This is a genomic window from Clostridium algoriphilum, from assembly GCF_020443705.1.
Lineage (GTDB): Bacteria > Bacillota > Clostridia > Clostridiales > Clostridiaceae > Clostridium_AD > Clostridium_AD algoriphilum.
The window spans coordinates 40,569-65,746 of the sequence record NZ_JAIZZK010000022.1 but is presented as its reverse complement, the minus strand read 5'-3'; the positions used below and the strand labels follow the sequence as shown (position 1 = coordinate 65,746).

The 25,178-nt window shown below is 33.1% G+C and carries 21 protein-coding genes, 1 pseudogene, 1 riboswitch and 1 other annotated feature; of the genes and pseudogenes, 3 read left to right on the top strand and 19 right to left on the bottom strand.

Annotated elements, in window-relative coordinates; translation table 11 throughout:
• The first annotated feature begins 337 nt into the window (after positions 1–337).
• Positions 338–4,858, top strand: coding sequence for a glutamate synthase large subunit (gltB, locus tag LGK95_RS15265; protein WP_226125643.1), 4,521 nt, complete (start codon positions 338–340; stop codon positions 4,856–4,858).
• A 70-nt stretch (positions 4,859–4,928) separates the two neighbouring features.
• Positions 4,929–6,365, top strand: a complete 1,437-nt coding sequence (locus LGK95_RS15260) for a glutamate synthase subunit beta (RefSeq protein WP_226125642.1) — start codon at positions 4,929–4,931, stop codon at positions 6,363–6,365.
• 93 nt (positions 6,366–6,458) lie between these two features.
• Here the strand turns inward: LGK95_RS15260 and LGK95_RS15255 are convergent, their stop codons facing one another.
• The 3 genes and pseudogenes from LGK95_RS15255 to LGK95_RS15245 form a co-directional block, all read right to left on the bottom strand.
• A complete protein-coding gene (locus LGK95_RS15255; RefSeq protein WP_226125641.1) occupies positions 6,459–8,477 on the bottom strand; it encodes an alpha-amylase family glycosyl hydrolase in 2,019 nt (672 codons plus the stop codon).
• Between the two features lie 156 nt (positions 8,478–8,633).
• A complete protein-coding gene (locus tag LGK95_RS15250) occupies positions 8,634–8,792 on the bottom strand; it encodes a hypothetical protein (RefSeq protein ID WP_226125640.1) in 159 nt (52 codons plus the stop codon).
• 128 nt (positions 8,793–8,920) lie between these two features.
• A pseudogene (locus tag LGK95_RS15245) lies at positions 8,921–9,706 on the bottom strand (HesA/MoeB/ThiF family protein).
• 296 nt (positions 9,707–10,002) lie between these two features.
• Here LGK95_RS15245 and LGK95_RS15240 point away from each other — a divergent pair.
• Entirely contained in the window at positions 10,003–10,977 is a 975-nt protein-coding gene (locus tag LGK95_RS15240; protein ID WP_226125639.1) for an HPP family protein, read from the top strand.
• Between the two features lie 146 nt (positions 10,978–11,123).
• Here LGK95_RS15240 and LGK95_RS15235 read toward each other — a convergent pair whose 3' ends face one another.
• The 16 genes from LGK95_RS15235 to LGK95_RS15165 form a co-directional block, all read right to left on the bottom strand.
• On the bottom strand, positions 11,124–12,035 hold the full coding sequence (locus LGK95_RS15235; protein WP_226125638.1) for a PLP-dependent cysteine synthase family protein: 912 nt from the start codon (positions 12,033–12,035) through the stop codon (positions 11,124–11,126).
• Positions 12,019–12,471, bottom strand: a complete 453-nt coding sequence (locus tag LGK95_RS15230) for an S-ribosylhomocysteine lyase (RefSeq protein ID WP_226125637.1) — start codon at positions 12,469–12,471, stop codon at positions 12,019–12,021. Before LGK95_RS15230 ends, LGK95_RS15235 begins: the two co-directional genes overlap by 17 nt.
• A complete protein-coding gene (locus LGK95_RS15225; RefSeq protein WP_226125636.1) occupies positions 12,464–13,615 on the bottom strand; it encodes a trans-sulfuration enzyme family protein in 1,152 nt (383 codons plus the stop codon). Before LGK95_RS15225 ends, LGK95_RS15230 begins: the two co-directional genes overlap by 8 nt.
• On the bottom strand, positions 13,605–14,249 hold the full coding sequence (locus LGK95_RS15220) for a class I SAM-dependent methyltransferase (RefSeq protein ID WP_226125635.1): 645 nt from the start codon (positions 14,247–14,249) through the stop codon (positions 13,605–13,607). Before LGK95_RS15220 ends, LGK95_RS15225 begins: the two co-directional genes overlap by 11 nt.
• A 76-nt stretch (positions 14,250–14,325) precedes the next feature.
• Positions 14,326–14,559 (bottom strand) — a binding site (T-box leader).
• 113 nt (positions 14,560–14,672) lie between these two features.
• Positions 14,673–15,749, bottom strand: coding sequence for a uroporphyrinogen decarboxylase family protein (locus tag LGK95_RS15215; RefSeq protein WP_226125634.1), 1,077 nt, complete (start codon positions 15,747–15,749; stop codon positions 14,673–14,675).
• Between the two features lie 21 nt (positions 15,750–15,770).
• Positions 15,771–17,441, bottom strand: coding sequence for an ASKHA domain-containing protein (locus tag LGK95_RS15210; RefSeq protein ID WP_226125633.1), 1,671 nt, complete (start codon positions 17,439–17,441; stop codon positions 15,771–15,773).
• Between the two features lie 3 nt (positions 17,442–17,444).
• A complete protein-coding gene (locus tag LGK95_RS15205) occupies positions 17,445–18,467 on the bottom strand; it encodes a uroporphyrinogen decarboxylase family protein (RefSeq protein WP_226125632.1) in 1,023 nt (340 codons plus the stop codon).
• Between the two features lie 39 nt (positions 18,468–18,506).
• Entirely contained in the window at positions 18,507–19,166 is a 660-nt protein-coding gene (locus LGK95_RS15200) for a DUF1638 domain-containing protein (RefSeq protein ID WP_226125631.1), read from the bottom strand.
• Positions 19,167–19,185: 19 nt separating this feature from the next.
• A complete protein-coding gene (locus LGK95_RS22690) occupies positions 19,186–19,404 on the bottom strand; it encodes a CobW C-terminal domain-containing protein (protein WP_319001932.1) in 219 nt (72 codons plus the stop codon).
• Positions 19,379–19,993, bottom strand: coding sequence for a GTP-binding protein (locus LGK95_RS15195; RefSeq protein WP_319001931.1), 615 nt, complete (start codon positions 19,991–19,993; stop codon positions 19,379–19,381). Before LGK95_RS15195 ends, LGK95_RS22690 begins: the two co-directional genes overlap by 26 nt.
• Positions 19,983–21,050, bottom strand: coding sequence for a uroporphyrinogen decarboxylase family protein (locus tag LGK95_RS15190; protein WP_226125630.1), 1,068 nt, complete (start codon positions 21,048–21,050; stop codon positions 19,983–19,985). Before LGK95_RS15190 ends, LGK95_RS15195 begins: the two co-directional genes overlap by 11 nt.
• Positions 21,051–21,104: 54 nt before the next feature.
• Positions 21,105–21,755, bottom strand: a complete 651-nt coding sequence (locus LGK95_RS15185; protein ID WP_226125629.1) for a corrinoid protein — start codon at positions 21,753–21,755, stop codon at positions 21,105–21,107.
• Between the two features lie 515 nt (positions 21,756–22,270).
• Complete coding sequence (locus LGK95_RS15180; RefSeq protein WP_226125628.1) at positions 22,271–22,441, bottom strand: hypothetical protein; 171 nt, start codon at positions 22,439–22,441, stop codon at positions 22,271–22,273.
• A gap of 172 nt (positions 22,442–22,613) precedes the next feature.
• A riboswitch (SAM riboswitch) is annotated at positions 22,614–22,722 on the bottom strand.
• A 223-nt stretch (positions 22,723–22,945) separates the two neighbouring features.
• A complete protein-coding gene (locus LGK95_RS15175; RefSeq protein ID WP_226125627.1) occupies positions 22,946–23,698 on the bottom strand; it encodes an amino acid ABC transporter ATP-binding protein in 753 nt (250 codons plus the stop codon).
• 24 nt (positions 23,699–23,722) lie between these two features.
• Complete coding sequence (locus LGK95_RS15170; RefSeq protein WP_226125626.1) at positions 23,723–24,427, bottom strand: amino acid ABC transporter permease; 705 nt, start codon at positions 24,425–24,427, stop codon at positions 23,723–23,725.
• Between the two features lie 12 nt (positions 24,428–24,439).
• A complete protein-coding gene (locus LGK95_RS15165; protein ID WP_226125625.1) occupies positions 24,440–25,147 on the bottom strand; it encodes an amino acid ABC transporter permease in 708 nt (235 codons plus the stop codon).
• Positions 25,148–25,178 lie beyond the last annotated feature (31 nt).

Genomic DNA, 25,178 nt, shown 5'->3' with positions numbered 1-25,178 from the left:
ACAGTAGAAACTCAAAATAAAATTTCAGTTTCTGCTGTTTTTATATTATAATGTAGAAGACATGATTATTATAGTATAGTAATCATTCCAAAAATCTAAATTTCTCTTATCTTATATCTTTTCTCAACATGTATATTTCTTACCACAGTAAGTTACTATGCCTTGAACTAACATATCTTTCATTGGTTAAGTTAAGTTAAGTCTACAAACTTGGTAAATTTCTTAGTAATAGTCAGTATTTTGTTAATTTTGAATTTTTTAAAAATCAAACTTGCATATTTACAGAATCGTGGTACAATTTATATAATTCGTTTATATAATAAGAGGGGGTAATATTGTGAATAATAGCATTGGTTATCCTGAAAAGCAGGGATTGTACGATCCCGCTTTAGAAAAAGATAATTGTGGTGTTGGCTTTGTAGTAAATATTAGAGGTGAAAAAACCAATGGCATTATAAAAAAAGGATTAAAAGTTCTTGTGAATTTGACCCATAGAGGTGCAGTAGGTGCAGATCCTAAAACTGGAGATGGCGCAGGAATACTTGTACAGATTCCTGATGAGTTCTTTAGAATTAGTTGCGATAATTTAGGACTCGAATTGCCGAGAGTAGGAAAATATGCCGTAGGAATGATATTTTTACCAAAAGAGCCTGCATTAAGATTTCAATGTGAAGGAATACTTGAAAGAATTGCAGAAGAAGAAGGACAAAAAGTATTAGGTTGGAGATCTGTTCCAATAGATGACAGAAATATTGGTGACACTGCAAAAGGAACAGAACCAATTGTTAGACAGATTTTTATAGGTTCAAATTTTAAGGATAGTTCGCTCACAGAAGATGAAATTCAAGAAGAGTTTGAAAGACGACTTTATATTATAAGAAAAAGAGCAGAAAAAGAAGTAGTCAAATTGGTTGATAGAAACACAGAGTATTTCTACATTTGTAGTCTTTCTAGCAGAACAATAGTTTACAAGGGACTTTTACTTGCTTCCCAAATAAAAGGCTTTTACATTGATTTGCAAGACATAAACTTCAAGAGTGCTCTTTGCCTTGTTCATCAAAGGTATAGTACAAACACCTTTCCAACTTGGGATTTAGCTCAACCTTTTAGATATTTGGCTCATAACGGTGAAATAAACACAATCAGAGGAAATAGAAACTGGATGAATGCTCGAGAGGGAGTTTTAAACTCTAAAGTATATGGAGAAAATTTGAAGAAGTTATTTCCTATAATTAGCCCTAACGGTAGTGATTCAGCTTCACTAGATAATATGTTAGAACTTTTAAAGATGGATGGAAGGTCTCTACCTCATAGCATGATGATGTTAATTCCTGAGGTTTGGACTACAAATAATGATATGGAAGATTATAAAAAATCTTTCTATGAATACCATGGTTCGTTAATTGAACCTTGGGACGGTCCTGCCGTTGTTGCATTTACAGATGGTATTAGAATTGGTGCAACCTTAGATAGAAATGGACTTAGACCTGCAAGATATGTAATAACAAAAGATGGTTTTGTTGTTCTTGCGTCTGAAGCTGGAGTACTAAGCTTTAACCCTGCAGACATCCAAAAAAAGGGCAAACTTCAACCAGGAAAGATGTTCTTAATTGATACAAATGAAGGTAGAATAATAACTGACGCAGAAGTAAAGAAAACAGTTTGCACAAATAAACCTTACGGTGAAATGATTTTAAAAAATAAACTTTATTTAGAAGATTTTGATGCTGTAATTGATGAAGGTAATATAGATAAAGATATATTAAAAGAAAAGCAGCAAGCTTTCGGATATACACTAGAGGATTTAAGAAATATTTTAGCCCCTATGGCTAAAGACGGAAAAGAACCTATTGGTTCTATGGGAAACGATACCCCTCTAGCCGTTTTATCAAATAAACCACAGCTCTTATTTGCTTATTTTAAGCAACTTTTTGCTCAGGTTACTAATCCTCCAATTGATTCCATTAGAGAAAAGATGGTAATGTCCTTAATGAACTATATGGGTTCGCAAGATAATGTCTTAAACCAAGATGTTAATGATAATCCATTTATAGAAATATCTAGGCCAATACTTTCTAATTTAGAAGTAGCAAAGATTAAGAATTTAAAAGATAATGCATTTAAAACTACAACAATTCCTATTACCTTTAAAGCAGACACAGGAATTGAAGGTTTTAAAGAAGCTCTTGATAAAGTCTGCGAAAGAGCCTCTTCGAGAATCAAGGAAGGATACAATATTATCGTTCTTAGTGATAAGTTAGTAGATTCGTATGATGCTCCAATCCCAAGTCTTCTTGCATTATCTGCTGTTCAACAGCACTTGAATCGTGAAAAGACAAGAACTTCTATCTCCCTTATAGTTGAAACAGGAGAAGCAAGGGAAACTATGCATTTTGCCTTATTAATTGGCTATGGCGCGACTGGGGTTAATCCTTATCTTGCCTTACAATCAATAGATAATATCATAGATGAAGGTGATATAGAAGATATTTCCATAGAAAAAGCCCATGAAAACTATATAAATGCACTATCACAAGGGCTGTTAAAAATATTATCAAAAATGGGGATTTCAACTATACAAAGCTATCATGGAGCACAAATCTTTGATGCAGTTGGCCTCAGTTCTGAGTTACTTGAAAAACATTTTGGAGGAACCCCTTCTAGAATTGGCGGAATAGGTATAGAGACCGTAGCGAAGGAAGTATTAATCAGACATAAAAATGCCTTCAATAAGTTAAGAAAACCAATGGCTGAACTTGACGTAGGAGGAACATATTCTTGGAGAAAAGGTGGAGAATACCACTTATTCAACCCTGATACAATCTTTAAACTTCAAGTAGCCACTAAATCAAATGACTACAATTTATATAAAGAATATTCTAAAATTATAAATGATCAAGATAAACACTTATGTACAATTAGAGGATTATTTGAACTTAATTATGGAAATGAGATTCCAATAGAAAAAGTTGAACCAATTAGCGAAATTGTAAAGAGATTCTGCTCAGGTGCAATGTCTTTTGGATCTATCAGTAAGGAAGCTCATGAAACTATAGCTATAGCTATGAATAGACTTGGTGGAAAGAGTAACACTGGTGAAGGTGGAGAAGACGCTGCTAGATTCAAAGTTGATGAAAATGGTGATTTAAGAAGAAGTGCAATTAAACAAATAGCATCTGGTAGATTTGGTGTAACTGCTGAATATCTTGTAAATGCAGATGAAATACAAATAAAAATAGCTCAGGGTGCAAAGCCTGGTGAAGGTGGGCAACTACCAGGCAAGAAAGTTGATGCAAATATAGCAAGGCTTAGGCATTCAACTCCTGGAATTAGTTTAATATCTCCACCACCTCATCATGACATATACTCTATAGAAGATTTAGCTCAACTTATTCATGATTTAAAGAGTGTAAATCCACAGGCACGTATAAGTACAAAATTAGTTTCAGAGTTAGGTGTTGGAACAATAGCGGCTGGAGTTGTTAAGGCACATTCAGATGCTATAGTAATTAGCGGTCATGATGGAGGAACAGGTGCTTCACCACTTTCTTCTATAAAACATGCAGGACTTCCTTGGGAGCTTGGACTCGCTGAAACACAGCAAGTATTGCTTTTAAATAATTTAAGAAGCAGAGTAACAGTTCAAACTGATGGCCAACTTAAAACAGGTCGTGATGTTGTTATAGCAGCACTTCTTGGTGCAGAGGAATTTGGATTTGCAACTACAGCTCTTGTAGCACTAGGTTGTACAATGCTAAGAAATTGTCACTTAAATACTTGCGATATGGGTATAGCAACACAAGACCCAGAACTCCGTAAGAATTTCAAAGGAAAACCTGAACATGTTGTAAACTTCTTTACATTTATTGCTCAAGAAATAAGAGAGCATATGGCGAAACTTGGATTTAGGACTATGAATGAAATGATAGGTAGAGTAGATAAAATAAGTCAGAAAAAAGCTATAGCTCATTGGAAAGCAAAAGATCTAGATTTAACAAATATTTTGTATAAACCTGATATGCCAAAAAGAATTAAAAGATATTGTGTTATTTCACAAGATCATGGTCTAGATAATTCTTTAGATTTCAAGCTTATAGAAATGGCAAAAACATCACTAGAAGATGGAATGAAAAGTACATCTAATTTAGAAATTGAAAATGTTAATCGTTCTGTCGGTGCAATGCTTAGTGGAAGAATTGCTATGAAATATGGCGCTGCTGGACTACCTGACGATACAATAACATTCAATTTTGTAGGAGCCGCAGGTCAGAGTTTTGGAGCATTCGGTGCCAATGGATTAACCCTCAGATTAGTCGGAGATGCAAATGACTATGTTGGTAAGGGATTATCAGGTGCTAAAATAATTGTAAAAACACCAGAAAATTGTACCTTTGTGCAAGATGAAAACTTCATCGCGGGTAATACTATTTTATACGGAGCAACCTCTGGTAAATTATTTATAAATGGACTAGTAGGCGAACGTTTCGCTGTAAGAAATTCAGGGGCCCAGGCTGTAGTTGAAGGAATTGGAGACCACGGTTGTGAATACATGACAGGTGGAATTGTAGTTGTTATCGGAAGAACTGGTAGAAACTTTGCTGCTGGAATGAGCGGTGGTATAGCATACGTTATCGATGAGGATGAAAAGCTAAAATCAAAATGTAATATGGAAATGATTGAAGTAGAATCAATAACGTCTGATTCAGATTCAGAACAGCTCTACTCAATAATAAAAGAACATTTTGAAGCTACTAATAGTCATAAAGCTAGCAAAATTCTAGATAACTGGGATGAATATAAACTTAAATTCAAGAAAGTAATACCAACTGCTTACAAAGCAATATTAGAAGGTAAATAGAAGATATAGGACAGTTCTCTCTTTTTATAATAGGGACGGTTCTCGGTTTTCATTTTTGGAGGTGTTAAATTTGGGAAAATTGCATGGTTTCAAAGAATTCAAAAGAGAAACTGCAAAAAAACGCCCTGTAGCGGATAGAATCAAAGACTCTAAAGAGTTATTTGTAAAATTTCCAGTAGATAAATTGCGACAGCAAGGTGCAAGGTGCATGGAATGTGGTGTTCCTTTTTGCAACTGGGGTTGTCCTCTAGGAAATTTAATTCCAGATTGGAATGACATGGTTTATAAAGAAAAATGGGAAAAAGCATATAATAGGCTAACTCTTACAAATAACTTTCCAGAGTTTACTGGTAGGATATGTCCTGCACCTTGTGAAGGGTCTTGTACATTAGGTGTTAATAGAGATCCAATTGCAATAAAGGAAATAGAACTAAACATTATAGAAAAAGCCTTTGAAGAAGGATGGACAAAACCACAAGAACCTAGAGTACGAACTGGTAAAAAGGTTGCTGTAATTGGCTCAGGTCCATCTGGACTTGCGGCCGCTGCTGAACTCAATTCGGTAGGTCATGATGTAACTGTTTTTGAGAGAGACGACGAAATAGGCGGACTTTTAAGATATGGTATACCAGACTTTAAGTTAGATAAAAGCATCGTTGAGCGAAGAGTAGATTTTATGGTAGGTGAAGGCGTTAACTTTAAGACTAATATAAATGTTGGAGTTGATTACCTAACAAAAGACCTTTTATCTGAATATGATGCAGTAGCATTAACCGGTGGAAGTACTATTCCTCGCGATTTAAAAGTTGAAGGCAGAGAATTAAAAGGTGTACATTTTGCTATGGATTATTTAAAGCAGCAAAACAGAAGAGTTTCAGGCAAAGAAGTAGATGCAAGCGAAATAACTGCAAAAGACAAAGTAGTACTAGTGCTAGGTGGAGGAGATACAGGCTCTGATTGTATCGGAACTGCAATAAGACAAGGAGCTAAGAGTGTATATCAATATGAAATTATGCCGAAGCCTCCAGTTGATAGAGACGATACCATGCCATGGCCTTCTTATCCTAGAACGCTTAAAACTACTACTTCTCATGAAGAAGGATGTAATCGTGATTGGAATGTTACTACAAGAAAATTCACTGGCGAAGACGGCAGAGTTGATACTCTCCATGCTTCTAGACTTGAATGGACAAGTAATGGAAAAGGCGGACAACAAATGAATGAAATACCTGGCTCAGAATTTGAGCTCAAAGTTGATTTAGTTATCTTAGCAATGGGATTTTTACATCCACAACACGAAGGATTGCTTAAGGATTTAGGTGTAGACTTTGATAATCGTGGAAATGTTATTGTAGATGACAATTCTATGACTAAGTTGCAAGGTGTTTTTGCCGCTGGAGATATGAAAAGAGGTCAATCACTAGTTGTTTGGGCTATATATGAAGGTCGTTTGGTTACTAAAAATATAGATAAGTACTTAATGGGAGAAACTTCATTAAGGGGATAATAAAATTATAATATTTAGGACGGTTCTCTAAAATATTCTCGTAGTTTGCGCGAATATCTATGGGAACCGTCCTTTTTAATATTTTTTACTCTTTTAACATTTTTTTAATACAATTACTGTTCTACTTGGTGTGCTTATTGTCACCCCAACTTGATTTCCCTTATGTGGTAATGTTTTCGTGTGATAAATGCTATCTGTTAAAATTCTACTCTGACCACCAAACATAAACTCATCACTATTAAATATTATCTTATATTCCCCCGTCTCACCAGTTGGGAGTTCATATTGTGGGAAACAAATAGTTGGATTAAAATTAAATAAAAATATCAACCCACCTTTTTTAAAAGCAAGAAGCTGATCTTCCTCGTCAGTCCAAAGGCTTTGTAGATCATTTCCACTTAAAACGTTATAACCCTTTAATAAAATCAACATTTCCTTATCAAAGTTTGAAAGGTATTCAAATTTGAGATCTTTGTTTTCCATTAGACTCCATTGTCTTCTTGCATAATGATAACTCCAATTGTTACCTTCTCTTGGGAAGTCAATCCATTCTGGGTGACCAAATTCATTACCCATGAAATTTAAATAACCTTCACCGCCTAAAGTTATGGTAATAAATCTAATAAGTTTATGAAGTTCCACCGCTCTACATATTATTGAATTGTTATCATTTTTCAACATATGAAAATACATTTCTTTGTCCGCTAAGCGGAACATTATGGTCTTATCACCTACAAGTGCCTGATCATGTGATTCAGAATATCCTATATTCTTTTCTTGCGGTCTTCTACTAGTTAATTCATGCCAAATCTGACGCATGCTCCACCTCTCATCAGGTAGCTCTTTAAGTAATTTTACCCAAAGATCTGGTACTCCCATAGACAAACGATAGTCGAAGCCAATACCACCATAACTCACTGGTAGACACATTCCAGGCATTCCACTCATATCCTCTGCTATTGTTACTGCACTAGATTTCACTTCCCTTATTAAATCATTAGCAAACTGAAGATAGGTAATTGCTTCTATATCCGTATCCATACTAAAGTATTTACTGTAATCTGTAAATGCTACTCCAAGTCCTTGGTGGTGATATAACATCGATGACACACCATCAAATCGATAACCATCAAAATGGTATTCCTCTAACCAAAACTTAATGTTGGACAAAAGGAAATGAAGAACCTCTGGTTTTCCATAATTAAAAAGTTTTGTACCCCAAGCCGGATGATTCCCTTTAATACCAGTATGGAAGAATTGATAGTCAGTTCCGTCAAACTCATTAATACCCTCAGCTATATTCTTAATTGAATGAGAATGTACTAAATCAAGTAATACTGAAATCCCCATAAGGTGAGCAGTATTAATTAATGCTTTAAGCTCCTCAGGGGTTCCAAACCAGGAGGAAACAGCGAAAAAATTAGATACTTGATAACCAAAGGATGCATAATAAGGATGTTGCATTATCGCCATAAGCTGTATTGTATTATAACCGGCAGCTTTTACCCTTGGAAGAATATTTTCTGTAAATTCGTTAAAAGTACCCATACCTTCTTTTTCCTGGGCCATACCTACATGGGCCTCATATATAAACAATGGTTTTGTGTTATCAACATGAAATTCACTATCCTGCCATTTAAAATTGTAATCTGGTTGCCAAATTTGTCCTACAAAGTCGTGAGTAATAGGATCCTGTACTGTACGCTTAATATAAAGCGGAATTCTATCTCTTGATACACCTTTTGATACTACCCTTACCTTAACATAAGACATATGTTTTAATGCTTGTAACCCTGGCAAAAAGATCTCCCAATTTCCATTTTCTTGTCGCAGCAATGGATGTGTTTCAGGATTCCAAGAATTAAAATCTCCGATTAAATAAAGAGCATCTGCCCCAGGAGCCCATTCTCTATAAATCCAACCATCTCGCATTAAATGAAATCCGTAATATAAGTCTCCATTCGCAAACGACCCAAAACTTTGACGATTACCTAATAATTTCTTTTTACAAGATGTATAACTCTCCATTCTAAGATTAATGTCACTCTCAAAAGGTTTGAGATACGGATCAATTTCCAATATTTTCATTTGTTTATTTTTATTATCTTCCATAAATAAGTTCCTCGCATTCTTAAATTTTGTAAATTTAATTTATTATTACTATATATTAAATTCGACTAAATATTGTAAATTCCTTCTTTTTTTAATAAATAAATAAAAATGCCAGTTTAAATGCTTTTACATTACTTAAACTGACTAATTAATTCTTTAATTTGTAAACTGCAATGCATTATCAATATCTTCTATTATGTCTTCTATCCCAACAGAAAGCCTTAATAGATCATCAAATACTTCCTCTATATCTAATACATCAAGCTTTGGGTTACCTAAAGTTTCTGCAAATATATACTGGCTCTTCTTTTTCAAGTGATAAGATACCATAAATTATATTTGGATCATAGGCAAGTCTTATATCTATGAATTCATTTTTTGTTTGTTCTACAATTTCTTTATCTCCAAACTATTTATATAAATCATCCGTTTAATATTCCTGTTTATAAATCACAAGACGGATTCGCATAATCTATAAGCTCTGTTATAGTAGGTGAATCCCCACAAACTCCACATCTTTTATTATGATTAATCTTTATTTTCTTAAATTCCATCTTTAGCCCATCGTAAGTGAGTAAATATCCTGCGAGTGTTTGTCCAAGTCCCAGTATATATTTAATAGCCTCAGTTCCTTGAAGTGTTCCAACAACTCCGCCCATTACTCCTAAGACGCCGGCTTCTCTACAAGTTGGCACCATACTTTCTGGTGGTGGTGACTGAAAAATACATCTGTAACAAGGTGTATCGTTATCTGGGATATAGGTTGTAAGTTGTCCTTGAAACCTTATTATTCCAGCATGAGAAAATGTTTTTTTAGCAAGTACACATGCATCATTTATTAAAAATTTCGCAGCAAAATTATCAGTTCCATCTATTATAAAATCATAATCTTGATCTTTTATAATATCTAATATATTTTCTGATGTTGCAAGTTTATTGTAAGTAATAACATTTACGTCTGGATTAAGTTCATTTATTGTCTCTTTTCCCGATTCAACCTTAGGCTTACCTACATTTTTAGTTTGGTGTATAATTTGTCTTCATAGATTTGAAAGATCAACAACATCTCCATCTACAAGACCTATTGTACCCACTCCTGCAGCCGCTCAGTACATGGCCGCTGGTGATCCAAGTCCCCCGATCCCAATAATAAGAACCTTAGAACTTAGTAATTTTTCTTGCCCCTCAACTCCAACCTCAGACAATATTTGATGCGATATATTTTTCATTAAGGATATTATAACACTATGAAGTCCTAAAGCAGTTAATATATTATTAAAAAATAAATTTGGTCTGATATATCATATGAATCATAGACTAGCAGACTTTAATGGAAATCTAAAAAAATAATTAATTTAACTGATACAAGCCATCTACCTAATGACTATGCTAAAAAATCTAAACCAAATCATATTATACAATAATAGTAATTTAGTTATAGCCGCATATGCTATAATGTCCATAAAGGTTAAATAGATATTATGGAAAACCTAAAATTATGAATGAAAATATTGGAGAGATTAAGATGAAGAAAAAATTTATACCTTTTGCGATAGTGTTAGTTATTATTATGTGTATAATTTCAGAATATACAGGAGAAAAAGAAATTGTTTTCCCGGAGATTGCGGCTCTTGCCATTGGTGCTTGGGTTATTGAAAAATCAGCTTGGGGAAACAATAACTTTTATTTTTGGTTGTCCCCAACTATTGCGGCTTTGACCGGGTTTCTTATAACTAAATGTTTCCCATACTCACCCTTTTTAATGATTGCGACCGCCTTTATACTTGTTCTTCTACAACTTAAAATTATAGGTTCAGAAGTGTCCCCCTCCTTGTCAGCAGCAATTCTACCAATTCTCATGCATACTCAAAGCTGGTATTATCCTTTGTCTGTGTGCTTACTTACAGGAGTAATTGCCTTTGGAAAAAAAATAATAGATATTTATGAAAAAGATTATACCGTTGATAGGTATTCTAAAATTATCAACCCCCAAAAAGAAATTAACCTCTCAAAGGAGAAATTACTAAACTTTGTTAAGTTGTTAGCAAGTGTACTCATGGTTTCAGCAATTGCTTTATATTTCCACTGGAATTACATAATTGCACCACCTTTGATAGTTGCTTTTGTTGAACTTACTAAACAAAATGGAAAATTATATTCTAAGACTAAGCTAATTTTTATGTTACTAGTCGTTGCAGCTTTTTCAGGAGTTATATGGCTATACCTCATCTACTATTTACTACATTGGCCTATTTGGATATCAGCAGGAATGTCTATATTTTGTCTTTTGCTTATTTTCCACTTTCTACAATTTACATTTCCCCCTGCAGCAGCTATTACTTTATTACCAATAATTATCCCACTTGAGAATTTATGGACATATCCATGGCAGGTGTTCATTGGAAGTGCTATATTTTTATTGATTAATTTATTCTGGTTTAAAAAACTACCACTATTTAAATTTTCACATATTAAACAGTTTAATAGAAAAATGGAGTAGGAACTTAATAATTATTTTAATTTCTTAATAGTATGTTGACTCTAAAAATACTAAATACATGCAGCAAAGTCACTACCTCCGCTGCATGTATTTATATATATCTTCAAACCATCTCGTAGTTCTCCACAAACATAACAGTGCAATTATTAATTGTAGATATTTTTGCTAAAATATCTATCTCCTCTATCAGGTAATATTATAACAATGTTTCCATTTTTAATTGTTTTCGAAAGTTTTAATGCAGCTGCAATAGCAGCCCCTGAAGAACTACCTACAAACAAACCCTCTTTTACAGCAATTAACTTTACCATGTTTTTAGCCTCTTCATCAGTAATTTTAGTAACGCTATTAACTAAATCCATATCCATAGTGGTTGGAACAAAATTATTTCCTATTCCTTCAATATCATAACAATGTTCATTACCACCACCTATGGTTGAACCGTAAGGATCCACTAGAATACCTTTTATATTTTTATTCTTTTCCCTTAAATATTTCATAACACCACTAAAAGTGCCACCGCTTCCCGCTCCCGCAAGAAAATAATCTATTTCACCTTCTAATGCATCGTAAATTTCTGGCCCTGTAGTTTCATAATGTGCCTTTGGATTAGCACCATTTTCAAACTGTTGCAATGAAATAGAATTAGGGATTTCATTCAATAGCTCTTTTGCCTTATTAATTGCACCTAACATACCGTCTTTCTTTGGTGTACCAATAATAGTTGCCCCTAATGCTTTCATCAATGTTTGTTTTTCTACAGAGAACTTTTCTGGCACCACAAATATTACATTGTATCCTTTATTTATGGCTGCAAGGGCAACTCCTATCCCAGTGTTTCCTGCAGTTGCTTCAACAATAGTATACCCTACCTTCAGGATGCCCCTGTCTTCTGCATCCTTTATCATGTAAACCCCAACTCTATCTTTTACACTACCACCTGGGTTCTCCCCCTCGAGTTTCGCAAATATATTTACTCCTTGTTTTACGCCCAAATTATTTAGTTTAATAAGCGGTGTGTTTCCTATAATCTCTAATATACTATTTATATATTTCACTACTAACACCCCTACTTAGAACTAATCTTGCATATTCTTTTGCACCTTCCAATGAATGATCTCTATAATTTCCACATTGAACTTCATTTGCTGCTGGGATTTTCTCTGATTCTATTACCTTTTTCAAACCATAATTTAAGGTCTCTATAACCTTTTCTACACTAACATCGTTCCATACAATCATATAAAAACCTGTTCTACATCCCATAGGTGAAATATCTATAATTCCATCCATTACTTCTCTCATATATCCAGCAAGTAAATGCTCTAATGTATGGATAGCTGATATATTCATAAACTCTTCATTCGGTTGCATGAATCTTAAGTCAAATTTTGTTACCTTATCTCCCTTGCCACCTACCTTAACCTCACATTTTCGGACAAACGGAGCTTTTACCTTTGTGTGATCTAACGAAAAGCTTTCAACATTAACCATTTAATCTTACCTCCATAAATGCATTAATTAAGTCTTCTTTTATATCTTGTGCGTCTTCAATGCCTACAGATAACCTTACTAAATTATCGTTTATTCCTACCTTATCTCTAATTTCTTTAGGTATTGCAGCATGCGTCATAGAAGCCGGATGGCAAATAAGAGATTCAACGCCCCCTAAACTTTCCGCTAAGGTTATAATCTTTAATGACTTCAAAAACTTTTTATAATCATATTCCTCTTTTATAACAAATGACACCATGCCACCAAAACCTGTTGCTTGAGCTTTATGAATTTCATGGGATGGATGATCAATAAGTCCAGGATAATATACCTTTTCCACCTCTTCACGCTTTTGTAGAAATTCAGCTATTATAATGGCATTATCATTGTGCCTATCCATTCTAACGCCTACTGTTTTAATTCCTCTTATTAATAAAAAGGAATCAAAAGGTCCAAGAACTCCTCCAGTTGAGTTTTGTATAAAATGAAGTCTTTCTCCTATGGTCTCATCTTTTACTACAACAAGTCCTGCAACCAAATCACTGTGCCCACCTAAATATTTAGTACCACTGTGAATTACAATATCGGCACCTAGTATAATAGGTCTTTGAAAATAAGGTGTCATAAAAGTATTATCAACAATAGTTAAAATTTCCTTTTCCTTAGCAACATTAGATACTTTTCTAATATCCGTTATATCAGCTAAAGGATTTGTAGGAGTTTCTATAAAAATAGCTTTAACATCATCTTTAATACTATCTCTCACCACATCTATATTTGATGTGTTTATAATAGAGTACTTTATATTAAAGTTGCTAAATATTTTGTCCATTACTCTAAAGGTTCCTCCATAAAGATTATCAGATATTAAAATTCTATCCCCCGATTTAAAAAGTGATATAACAGCGGTTATGCCTGCCATTCCAGAAGCAAATGCAAAGCCTCTAGCACCCCCCTCAAGCTCTGCTATAAGTTTTTCTAAAGCATCACGTGTAGGATTTCCTGTTCTTGAATATTCATAACCCTTAGTTTCTCCTAAGGATTCTTGCTTGTAAGTTGATGTTTGATATATTGGAACATTAACTGCCCCTGTAAGCTTGTCACCATCCACTCCTCCGTGTATTAATAATGAATTAAATTTCATAAGTTAATCCTCCTTTATTTGCTACTGCAATGAAAATACCTGTTTCAGTATATTCACCTTTGCTAGAATATCCTTTGCATTTTAAATCTGTATTCTCAATATCTACTAGATTAAAACCTGCCTCCATTAACCACTCTTTCATTTGATTATTTGAAAATCCAAGCCACTCGTCAAACATTTCTTCCTTTGCCCATTCTCCATTGTGCTCTTGTACATCTGATATTATTAAAGTTCCATCTTTTTTAATTATTCTAAACATCTCGTCTATTGCCTTCTTAGCATCTTTCACATGATGAAGTGCCATATTAATGAAGACCACATCTACAGACTCATCAAACAAAACCAAGTTATCTATGGATGATTTAATTGGATACACATTGTCAAACTTCTTAGTTTCCATTAATTTTCTAGTTTCAACTAGCATATTCACCGATTGATCTATAGAGAATACAATACTTGCATCTAAAGCAAGTGCTAATGATAGAAATCCAGTTCCACACCCTAGGTCAGCCACAACCTTGTCTTTTATATTTACTTTAGATAAAACTTTGTACTTTAATCTTTCATCAAAATACTCACTTCTTATTACATTCCAACTTTCAGCTATCTCATTAAAATAGTCTAATGAACTCATAATATTACCCCCATATTTATATTTAAGTTTACTCTTTACACCATATATTAGGCGTCAAAAAAGCCCCATCTCCTGTTATAGAGACGAAGCTATGTAAACTTCGCGATCCCACTCTAATTAAATATAGAATCTCACTTAATTCTAAGCACTAAATGCTCTGTCGCTTTAACGGGCGAACCCGTAGTCCCCTACTTTAATTTCGGGTCCAAACTCCAAAGGGCACTTCATATATCTTTAGGTAGAAGCTTCTCAGCACCGCTTCTTCTCTGTACCCATACAACATATTACTTTCCTTTTTCATTGTATTTATTAGTATTCATATCGGATTAGTTATATTTTTATTATATGCTATATATAATTTTTGTCAACCTTAATTTTAAAATATATATATTTGCCTTTATTTAAAATATATATATATAATCTCTACCTAAAAAGCTCTGGCTCATATGGATATTTGCCATATTTTATTGCTGCCGCCCGTAGCGCATGAATATTTTCTGGAGGCGTATCTATTGGAAATCCACATCCCAAAGCAAGTACATAACCTTTAGGATTATTATATGCTTTTTTTAGGCACTCTTTAGCATCTCTTTCCACGTCAGCGGGTTTCCCTAAATACATAGTTGCTGTAGGTTTTACATTACCGATTAGCATTACCCTATCTCCTACAGTTTTCTTTGCTTCTTCCAAATCTATAACATCATCAAGACTTAATGATCCTGCACCCGTGTCTGCCATTAATGTCCAAATTTTTTTCGTATTTCCACAAATATGTAAATATGGCGAACCCTTACCCAAATTTTTAATAGTATCTACTATTTCTGTTAAGTATGGTAACGTAAATTTTTCAAACATATCCTTGCTTATTAAAGTACCAGAAGCTGACGGTTCTGCTATCCCTATTTCTACATCAAGTTTAGCGGCTTCTCTAATAAATGAAATTGTTGTGTCAGTTACAAGACGAAGAACTCTATGAATATATTCTGGATTTTTTCTTGTATCACGTAATAATTTTTCTATACTCATAAGATTTCCGGCAGATGTAAATGGTCCAGGCACTTCTATTGAAACCGGTATTTCTTTTCCAAATTTTTCCGAAAGTTTTTCTGCAGTTTCTAGAACGAATGAAAATCTGCCTGCTTTTACTGGATCTGGTACACTTAATTTATTTAAATCTAAAATGTCTTTTATTGCATATTTAGATACATATGGCGCACCATGATCTGGAAAAACAAGTTTACTACCTAATGCTTCAGCAATCCCTGCAAGTCCTGGTGAAACTCCAGTTGATTCAATACTATATAACTCATTTGCTGCTAATTGTCCCTGGATAAACTTTTCAGATGAAAAATTCAGATCAGACACTTTTACACCTATTATACTTGCGGCATGATCACCTATAAAAATATTGCAAGGCACTCTGTCAAATGGTTTACCACTACTCATAGCTTCAATTCTTTCCCTTGGGGTCATCCCTTCTTTTAACAAAATTTCATTCATATTTTATTTTCTCCTTACTTCTTAAAAAGATAAACTTTTAACAAATATCTTATCAAAATTCTCACCATTTGATAGTTCAACCACTTCAATTTCTTTCACAAGCTTCTCCATTTCCACCCTATATTCTTTATTTAATAAAAAAGCATGACCTCCAGATTTAGATGTATTTCCAACAAAATCTATCTTTCCTTCAAATTCTTTCGGTAATAGTCCTATATTTGTAAGACTTTTTGCCCTTAGGTGATAGCCAAACGATCCAGCTATTTGTATTTTATCAACTTCATCCGCCTTCACCTTTTTACTATTCATAAGGAATTCGATACCAGCCCTTATTGCGCCTTTTGCCAGTTGAACCTGTCTTATATCCTTTTGAGTAAGAAATATACCCTCTGCTATTTCAAATGCAATTTTTCCATTTACTTTCACCAATTTTTTTCTCAGAACTTCTGGTAATTCAGATTTCTCTGGAGATGCAAATCTGCCACTTTTACCAATAACTTTATTAAAAACTAACTCCCCAACAATATCAAAAAGACCACTACCACAGATTCCAATTGGAGCTCCATCTTCAATTGTCTTAATTTCTATATATCCATCCGCTTCTATATTAAAGTATTCTATAGCGCCTCTTTCTGCTCTCATACCGTAAGTAATATTCATACCCTCAAAAGCTGGGCCTGCTGCAGTAGATGTTGATGATAATTTGCCATCTCTTGCTATTACCATTTCACCATTTGTCCCTATATCAACAAATAATGTGGTGCCTTTCCTATCTTGAAGTCTCGTAGCTAATATACCAGATGTAATATCTGGACCTACATATGCAGAAATAATAGGTGGTAAATATATTAAGCCCATATCCGAAATATTTAATTTATGCTGCTCCGGACTTAAATAGTTCCCCCCTCTTAATAGTGGAGTATATGGATATTTACCTAAAGAATATGGATTTACATTAGCCGCAAGATGTATCATACATGTATTACCACTAAAAATGGCTTCATAAATATACTTTTTGTCTATTCCAGTTTTTTTTATACTTTTTTCAATCATCCCATTCACTTCTTTGATTATTGAAGAATACATTACCTCCAATCCTTTTTCATCAGATGCAAATTTTATTCTAGATAAAACATCTTGGGCATATATACTTTGTGGATTTAATGCTGCAACTGAATTAAGCTCTTCGCCTGTATTAATATCAACTAATGTTGCTACTAAGGTTGTAGTTCCAATATCCACAACTATGCCATAATTTAACGCTGTAGTATCTCCTCCTTCATCTCCTATTATTTGTTCTCCTGCATATACATAGGTCCTTCCATTATCTTTATATTCTTTTGAGACAAAACTATTTAATTCTATATCAAAACTTTCACCATGATTTAATATCTGTAGAGTCTTATTTGAATTTCTTTGTAATATTTCTACATTTACATCTTCCAATACCCTTGCCGCGCAAGCTAATACAAAACCTTGAGCCTTTTCATTCTCTGACAAATGATGTACTCCAGCTTGTAATATGTTGTCCAAATCATTGAGCGCAACTTTCACCTTACACTTGCCACATACGCCTACTGCATTACAAGGGGATTCTATAATAATTCCTATCTTCCTTGCGGCCTCGAGTATTGTAGTTCCCTTTTCCACAGTAACTGACTTATCATTTGTAACAAAATTTACTTTTACCATGAATTACGACTCCTTTACTATTTTAGTCATTGATTCTATGTTTTTTAATGGAGTTGATGTACTTAGTCCACAAGCGGGGGATATAATGTTAATACCATCTTTTACAAGTCTAACTGTTTGATTTGCAATTTTTTCTTCATCTCCAAACTCTAAAAGAAATGTACTAACATTTCCCATAGTGGTAATCTCCGGAAACTCTTGTTTTAACATTTTTAAATTTATAGATGAATCTGTGCTTATAGCATCAGACTTGATTTTAGGGATATGCTTTTTAACAGCACTCATTTTTCCACATATATGCACAATAACTGGTATATTCATAGCATGCACAGCATTAATAATCTTATTTAAATACTTAACTGCATATTCTTCAAACATCTTTGGCCCTAATATTTCGCCAGTTGCAGTAGGATCCGCAATAGAAATTACAGTTGCTCCATTTTCTATCATTAATTTTGCAAGTTCTATAATATGATTACTTGCATAGTCAATTACGCTATGGGCAATACTAGGATTTTTTCTTAATTCTTTTAAAAATGAAATTGGATCTACTAAAGATGCTGAAGTACTAATAGGACCTGTAAGACTTCCGATTACAGGAATATCCGGATATTTTTTTGACAATGAATAAGTAGCCTCAATTATTGAATTAACTCTTTGATTCTTTTCCATTGCGCCTAATTCTTTAAATACTACATCAGATGCAGTAGCAAAAATCTCCTTCTGTATTTTAGGCTCACATGCAAGAGTCCCATAATTTATTTCACTTCCTAGCACCTCCGCTTCAACAGTCATGCAAAATGGTATTCCAAAATTTTCAAATCCAGTATTCCACTGTACATCATGTGCAAGTTCAGCCATTATCTTGCTATCATGATGCCCCTCTGGAAGTTTATGACCAGTTTTATTCATTACTTCTACTATTGCTGAGTTCATCATTCCACCTGGACAAATTATCGGTGGTCTATCTATTGTCTGCTTTTTAAACGTACGTAATATACGTTCTTTGGGAGTTAAATCGTTCATAAAAAAATTCTCCTTTTTTTAAAATATTGATAATTCTTCTTAATGTATGCCAAAGTCTTCTTCAGTAAGAATTTCCAAAGGGGCCTTATTTATAAAATTTATATCATCCCATGGTCCTCTGATTATCTTTTCAATAAAGGAAGTTTTTCCTTGAATTATTTCATGTTTACAACTAAGTAATGAAGCTATTTCTTTTGATTGAACTACCACTTCATCTTGTGATGGGTATCCTGTACATATAAATAATACCTTTTTATAACCGTCATACATTCTGTTTAATACTCTAAATGCTTTTTTTTGGCCAAATCTTTCAAGAATACGTTTATGATCGGATAATATTGATTTCTCTGTAATCATCCAACCACAACTTAGGTAAAATGTTCCTACCTCTTTTTTAAAATCACATACACAACCTTCATCTGAACTAAGGAATACTGAGATGCAATCATGGACCTTTGGAATCGTAAGCGCACAATCGGTTGCCTTTAAGCCCCTTGCAGCTCCACCACACAAACCAAAAGCTAATATAATTCTGTCATAACTTAATGATCTGTCAATAATCTTTTGGATCTCTGTTCCAAGCTTTTCGGGATAAAGATGAAAATCCATGGATACAAACTCAAATTCCTCATCAGGTAACGGTTGTATTGATAACATCTCTTCTTTCATAACCTCACAAGCTATTACTTTTATCTTCATTTTATATCTCCTCATAAGATCATATAATCAATTGTAAATTTTCCTTGTTTAAGTTAATCCCTATTACACAAATTCTCCCTGTATAATCAGGTGCTGAATCTCTTATTTCAATTTGCTTTGGCAAATAATCAAACTCAACCCACCTATTATCATCAACCTGTATTATTCCTTTTGCTCTCAATACTTTTCCGTAAATTTTTTCATTTCTTAAATTATTTAGTACACGGTCTAAAGCCACGCGAGAAAATATTATCTCCATTCAAATTATCCCAAGGTGTAGTTATAATATTTGCTTTTTTATTAGAATTCTTTATTTTTGAAACAACACTCTCTAATTCTTCAAAATTAACACTCTGTGTCCTACTTAATACAATTGTATTAGCATAAATAATTTGATCTTTATAAAATTCACCGAACAAATCAATATAATCATCATACATTGAAACATCGACGACTGTAATAATAACATTGAGTTGTACATCATTGTTTAATTCAAATTTTCTTATAATTTTAATTATCTCTGAAAGTTTACCCACTCCAGATGGTTCAATGATGATTCTTTCTATGCTTTTAGAATCAATAATTTGTTGAAGTGTATTGTTAAAATCATTAAAATTCGAACAACAAATGCATCCCTCACTTATTTCTCTGAATTGTAAATTAAAATTTTTTAGAAAAATACCATCAATGCCTATTTCTCCAAACTCATTTTCAATAATCATAACCTTTTTATTATTTAAATTTTCATTTATTATTTTTTTTATTAAAGTGGTCTTACCTGCACCGAAAAAACCAGAATAAATATCGATCTTTATTTTATCGCCCATATCTTCTAGCAGCCTCAACCATTGCTGCTGCGCTAAGTAAATTTCCATTAGGTGGAAATTCGCAACCAGTAGAAAGAATGAAACCAGCGTCATTTTTTTTAAATAAGTCGATTTGGTTTTTGCAATCTTCTAATACCTCATCAGTAGACATATTCAAACCAGTAGTGGCTGGATCTGAATATCCAATAGTAATTACTTTCTTTCCCCATGTTTTAGCATGTTCTTCCCATGTTTTAGATCCGTGTGCAGGATGAGCTACAGATATTGCTATAGGATTTGACCATTTTATTACCTCTTCAAAATATACCCCATCTCCACAATTGTGTATTGATACAGCTGCACCGGCCTCACGTATAGCATCAGCAATACGTTTAAGATATGGGCCCTCAAACTTTTCCCATGTTTTCTTGCTAAGTACTGTTGACGAAGAATATAAAGGATCTATGCACACCGAGTGAGCTCCTGCCTCTACCTGAGCTTTAGCATATTCTACAAGTACGTCAGTTATAACATCAACTGCCGCTAGTACCTCTTGAGGATGCCTAATAAGATCCGTAAATAAATTTTTATGTCCTCTCATCTGAGACAATACGCCAAGCGGTCCATATATGAATCCAAGGATTGCTACTTCATTACCCTTTGCCTTTGAAAGACCTTTTATAATATCAATGACTTGTTTCATACGTTTTGTCTCGCGAGGATTTATTTTCTTAACCTTGTTATATTCATCAGTAGTATTAATTAGTTGATTATTAAAGTCAGGATATGCTGTACTATATTTGGGGAAAAGTAACTCTTGTCCAAAATCAGCCGCTTCGACTGAAAGGTCTACAAGTAATAGAAATGCATCCTGTCCTATTAGTTCCTGCGCTGCAAGCAGACTTTTAGTTGCTATCTCTGCATCATTAGACCATTTATCATATCTTGTGCCTATTACTCTATATGAAGCGCCACAAACTAGTGGCACAGCTGCAACTCTGTCTACTTCTTTACGCTCAAGCGTTAGAGTGACCCTTTCAAGTGAAGTTAATTCATCTTTTCTTTGTATAAGTGACATATTATTTTACCCCCTACTATTATAAAATTCAAATAACATTAACTAAAATAACCTTTATGCCTGCACTAATCTTTTTGCAAGTTTTACAGCTTCTGCAGCATTTATCGAATATCCATCAGCTCCAATTTTATCTGCATATACTTGAGATATTGGACCTCCACCTATCATAACCTTAAAATTTTCTCTTATATTTTCTTTATTAAGAATCTCAATAACTTCACTCATACCTTCCATTGTAGTAGTCATAAGTGTAGAAATCACTATTATTTTTGCTTTTTCTTCTTTTGCTTTTTCTACAAAGGTTGCTGGTGGAACATCTCGTCCTAGATCAACAATATCAAAACCTGCAGTTTCAAGCATAATTTTCACAAGATTTTTACCTATGTCATGAGTATCACCTTCAACTACACCTATAATTACTTTTTGTTTATCCTTACTGTCTTTTGCTTTTAGATGTGGCTTAAGCACATCTAAACCTGCGTACATCGCATCAGAACATAACAAAAGTTCCGGAACAAAATACTCCTCTTCATCAAAAAGTTTTCCTGCTTGATCCATACCTACTGACAATCCATTAACTATGGCTTCATATGCATCTAAATTTTCAGAAATAACCTGATTACAAATATTCACCGTTTCCTCTTCATCCATATCCACTACAGTATCAGCTAATTTTTTGTATAATTCCTGTTTGTTAATAGACATTTTTTAACCCCCATTATTATCATTAATATTATTTTAGTAAGTATTCATATCGGATTAGTTATGTTTCTTATTATATTCTATATATTACATTTGTCAACCCACTATAACCCATTAATATATTTATATTTTTGTTGATAACAATGTTCTAATTTTTATTTTTTAGCATATGCCAAATCGTTTACAATCAAGAATTAGAGACAATGATTTCATTATCTTTAATCATAATTCACTTAATTTAAATACACTAAAAAAGACCATTAGAAATGGCCTTTCTATTATTTTACATTGAAATACTCAATCTTGAACTTCATATTTGATACATTCTTAACTATATGGTTAAATTCATATTTATACAGCATTTTTTGAACCATGATTTTGACAATGTTCGATACCTTCTGATGAAAACTCTTGGACCACACTCTTTCGAAATAAGCGTATGATTATCCATTCCCCTTATCTTTTTCTATCAATAGAATAGTTTACAATCCTTTGCTTAAAAATCCTACATGCTATCTTCATTTGCTATGTTTGAATAGATATTCCCTTAAGGTTGAAGAATAATCTGAATTCTTAAAAACATAATAGGCTGTTTGATAAATTGGAGCTGCAATTGCTCCTATACTTGTCTCTGGAACCTGCCCTTCATATAACTGTAATTCCTCAAAACCTATTTCTTCTTCAAACATAATATTATCTCCTTTCTATTTTTTATATGGTATAAATTTGCATACTAGAAATATTTTCTTCTAATAAAATTATAGCTTCACTGTTTTGGTAAGAAAAAGCTGCTCTCACATAAGGAGAGCAGCATAATTAACTTTAGTAGACAATAAAATTGTATAATAAAATTTGCTAACATCCTTATCTTTCAGATTTTACAATCTGATGGAATTGACACCATTACATTCTTTATAATGCTGGTTGTCGGGCATCATCGGGCCAGTCCCTCTACCTCCCTGGATAAGTTATATTTAGTTATAAGATAATTATTTTTTACTGTATTGTCTTATCAAGCGTCTGCTTCTATCTTACCATGAGCCACTTCTTTTAAAGAATTTTCAATTATTCTTTAAAAGAAGTGTAATGAAACAATAGATAGAGCTATTATTGCTGCGTTAGTTCCAATAGTGGTTCCTATTTAAGTTTATAGTATATATAAGACCTTTAAAAAAAACTTTTAATTAGTGATCTTAAATCTGATACGTGAGATCTGGTAATATTCTTTTTAAAAATTGTTTTGTTCTTTCTTGTTTTGGATTTGCAAAAATCTCATTTGGAGTTCCTTCTTCAACGATGACCCCGCCATCCATAAATATAACCCTATTGGCTACATCTTGTGCAAATGACATTTCGTGAGTAACAACTACCATCGTTGTTCCCTCCTTGGCAATTTTTTTCATTATTGTTAAAACTTCACCAATTAATTCTGGATCTAATGCAGAGGTTGGCTCATCAAACAAAATAATATCTGGACTTAAAGCAACTGCTCTTGCAATTCCAACTCTTTGTTGCTGCCCACCAGATAGCTGACTTGGATAAAAATCATATTTATCACTTAACCCTACTTTATCTAATGCTTTTTTACCAATTTTATCTGCTTCTATTTTACTAATTTTTCTACCTATTATAAGCCCTAATGTTACATTTTCTAATGCTGTCTTATTATTAAAAAGATTATAATTTTGAAATACAAATGCTAACTTTTGCCTAATTTCATGAATTTGTTTCTTAGATACAGTTTTTAAGTCTACATCAATATCTCCAAATGTTGCATGACCTTCGTCTGGCTTTTCCAGAAAATTTATACAGTTAAGTAATGTTGTTTTACCGGAACCACTTGGTCCAAGTATCACGACAACATCACCCTTATCTATTTTTAAATCGACGCCCCTTAAAACCTCATTTTTACCAAATGCTTTGTGTATATTTTTTATTTTTAGCATTTTATAGCCACCCCACTTCACTTTCTAGGCATTTTCACCTTTATAAATTCTTAAATGTTTTTCATAAAACTTAAATCCATATTCTACTGTCATACATATAATTAAATATACAAGAAAGATGTCAATATAGGCTTCAATATAATTGTAACCTACATTAGCTGCTACTTTTCCTCTTAAAGTAATCTCTTTTAAGGACATTGCATAACATAATGATGTACCTTTAATAAGATTAGTTGTTGCGGTGCAAATATTGGGCAATGCTACAACTAGTGCTTGTGGAATAATAATTGCTTTATATGCTTCTACATATGTGAGTCCAACCGATTGAGCTGCTTCTAATTGTCCCTTGCTTACTGTGCTTAGTGCAGATCTGAACACTTCTATAAGAATAGCTACAGTATTTAAGGAGAAGACAATGAATGCATACCAAATTGGATTTACATCATAAATATTTATTTTGATGTTTAATCTAGTAAATGTTGTTGCAAGTATTAATGGAACACTATTATAGATTATAAAAATTTGGACAATCAAGGGTGTTCCTCTTACAAAAGAAACATATACTTTGGTGAAACGATTAAAAAGAGGAATTGCATTTACTCTTGTTAATGCAAGTAAAAATCCTAATGGTATTGCTATTAGTAACGATACAATCGTAATAAGAATTGTTGTAGGTGCACCTGATAGTGCTACAAAAAATGTATCTACTAAAAATTTGTAATTTAACATTCTGTCACCTCCTTATACTGCTTTGACAAATTGTTTTCCTTTACTAAATATCTTTTCAAGTTTTAAAAATGATTGCTCAATAGCAATTGAAATCACCCAATAAATAATAGATAATGCAATATATATTTCTAACGCATGGGCATTATAGTTACCTGCTACAATGAGACTTGCTTTTCCCATTACATCAATTAAACCAATTGTATATGCTAATGCTCCCTCCTTAATTAATGCAAGAAGTGAGTTACCAATATTGGGTAATGCCACTACAAACGCTTGTGGCAAAATAATTGTTTTATATGCTTGTATATTACTTAATCCTACACTTACCGCTGCTTCAAACTGCCCTTTTTCTACAGATTGATAAGCTGTTCTTATGACTTCACACATAGCAGCTGCAAATTGAAGTGAAAAAGTAATAACAATAAATAATGCTTTATTAACATTGTCTAAGTCTATTCCAAAGCATTGTGACGCTGCCGGAATACCATAATATGTGAAAAACAAAAGAACAATTGAAGGTGTACATCTCAATGCTGTAGTATAGCCATTTGCAATTTTCTTAGCAATTTTACCTTTTCTTATTTTTGCTACTGCTAAGATGAAACCTAAAAGAGTTCCAAATAATACAGATAATCCTGTAACCATAAATGTTACATTTAAATATGGTAGTAATTTAGGTATTGAATCTAATATATATACTGCATTGAAATATTTCTCCATATCCTAGCTCAACTCCGTTTTTATTAATATT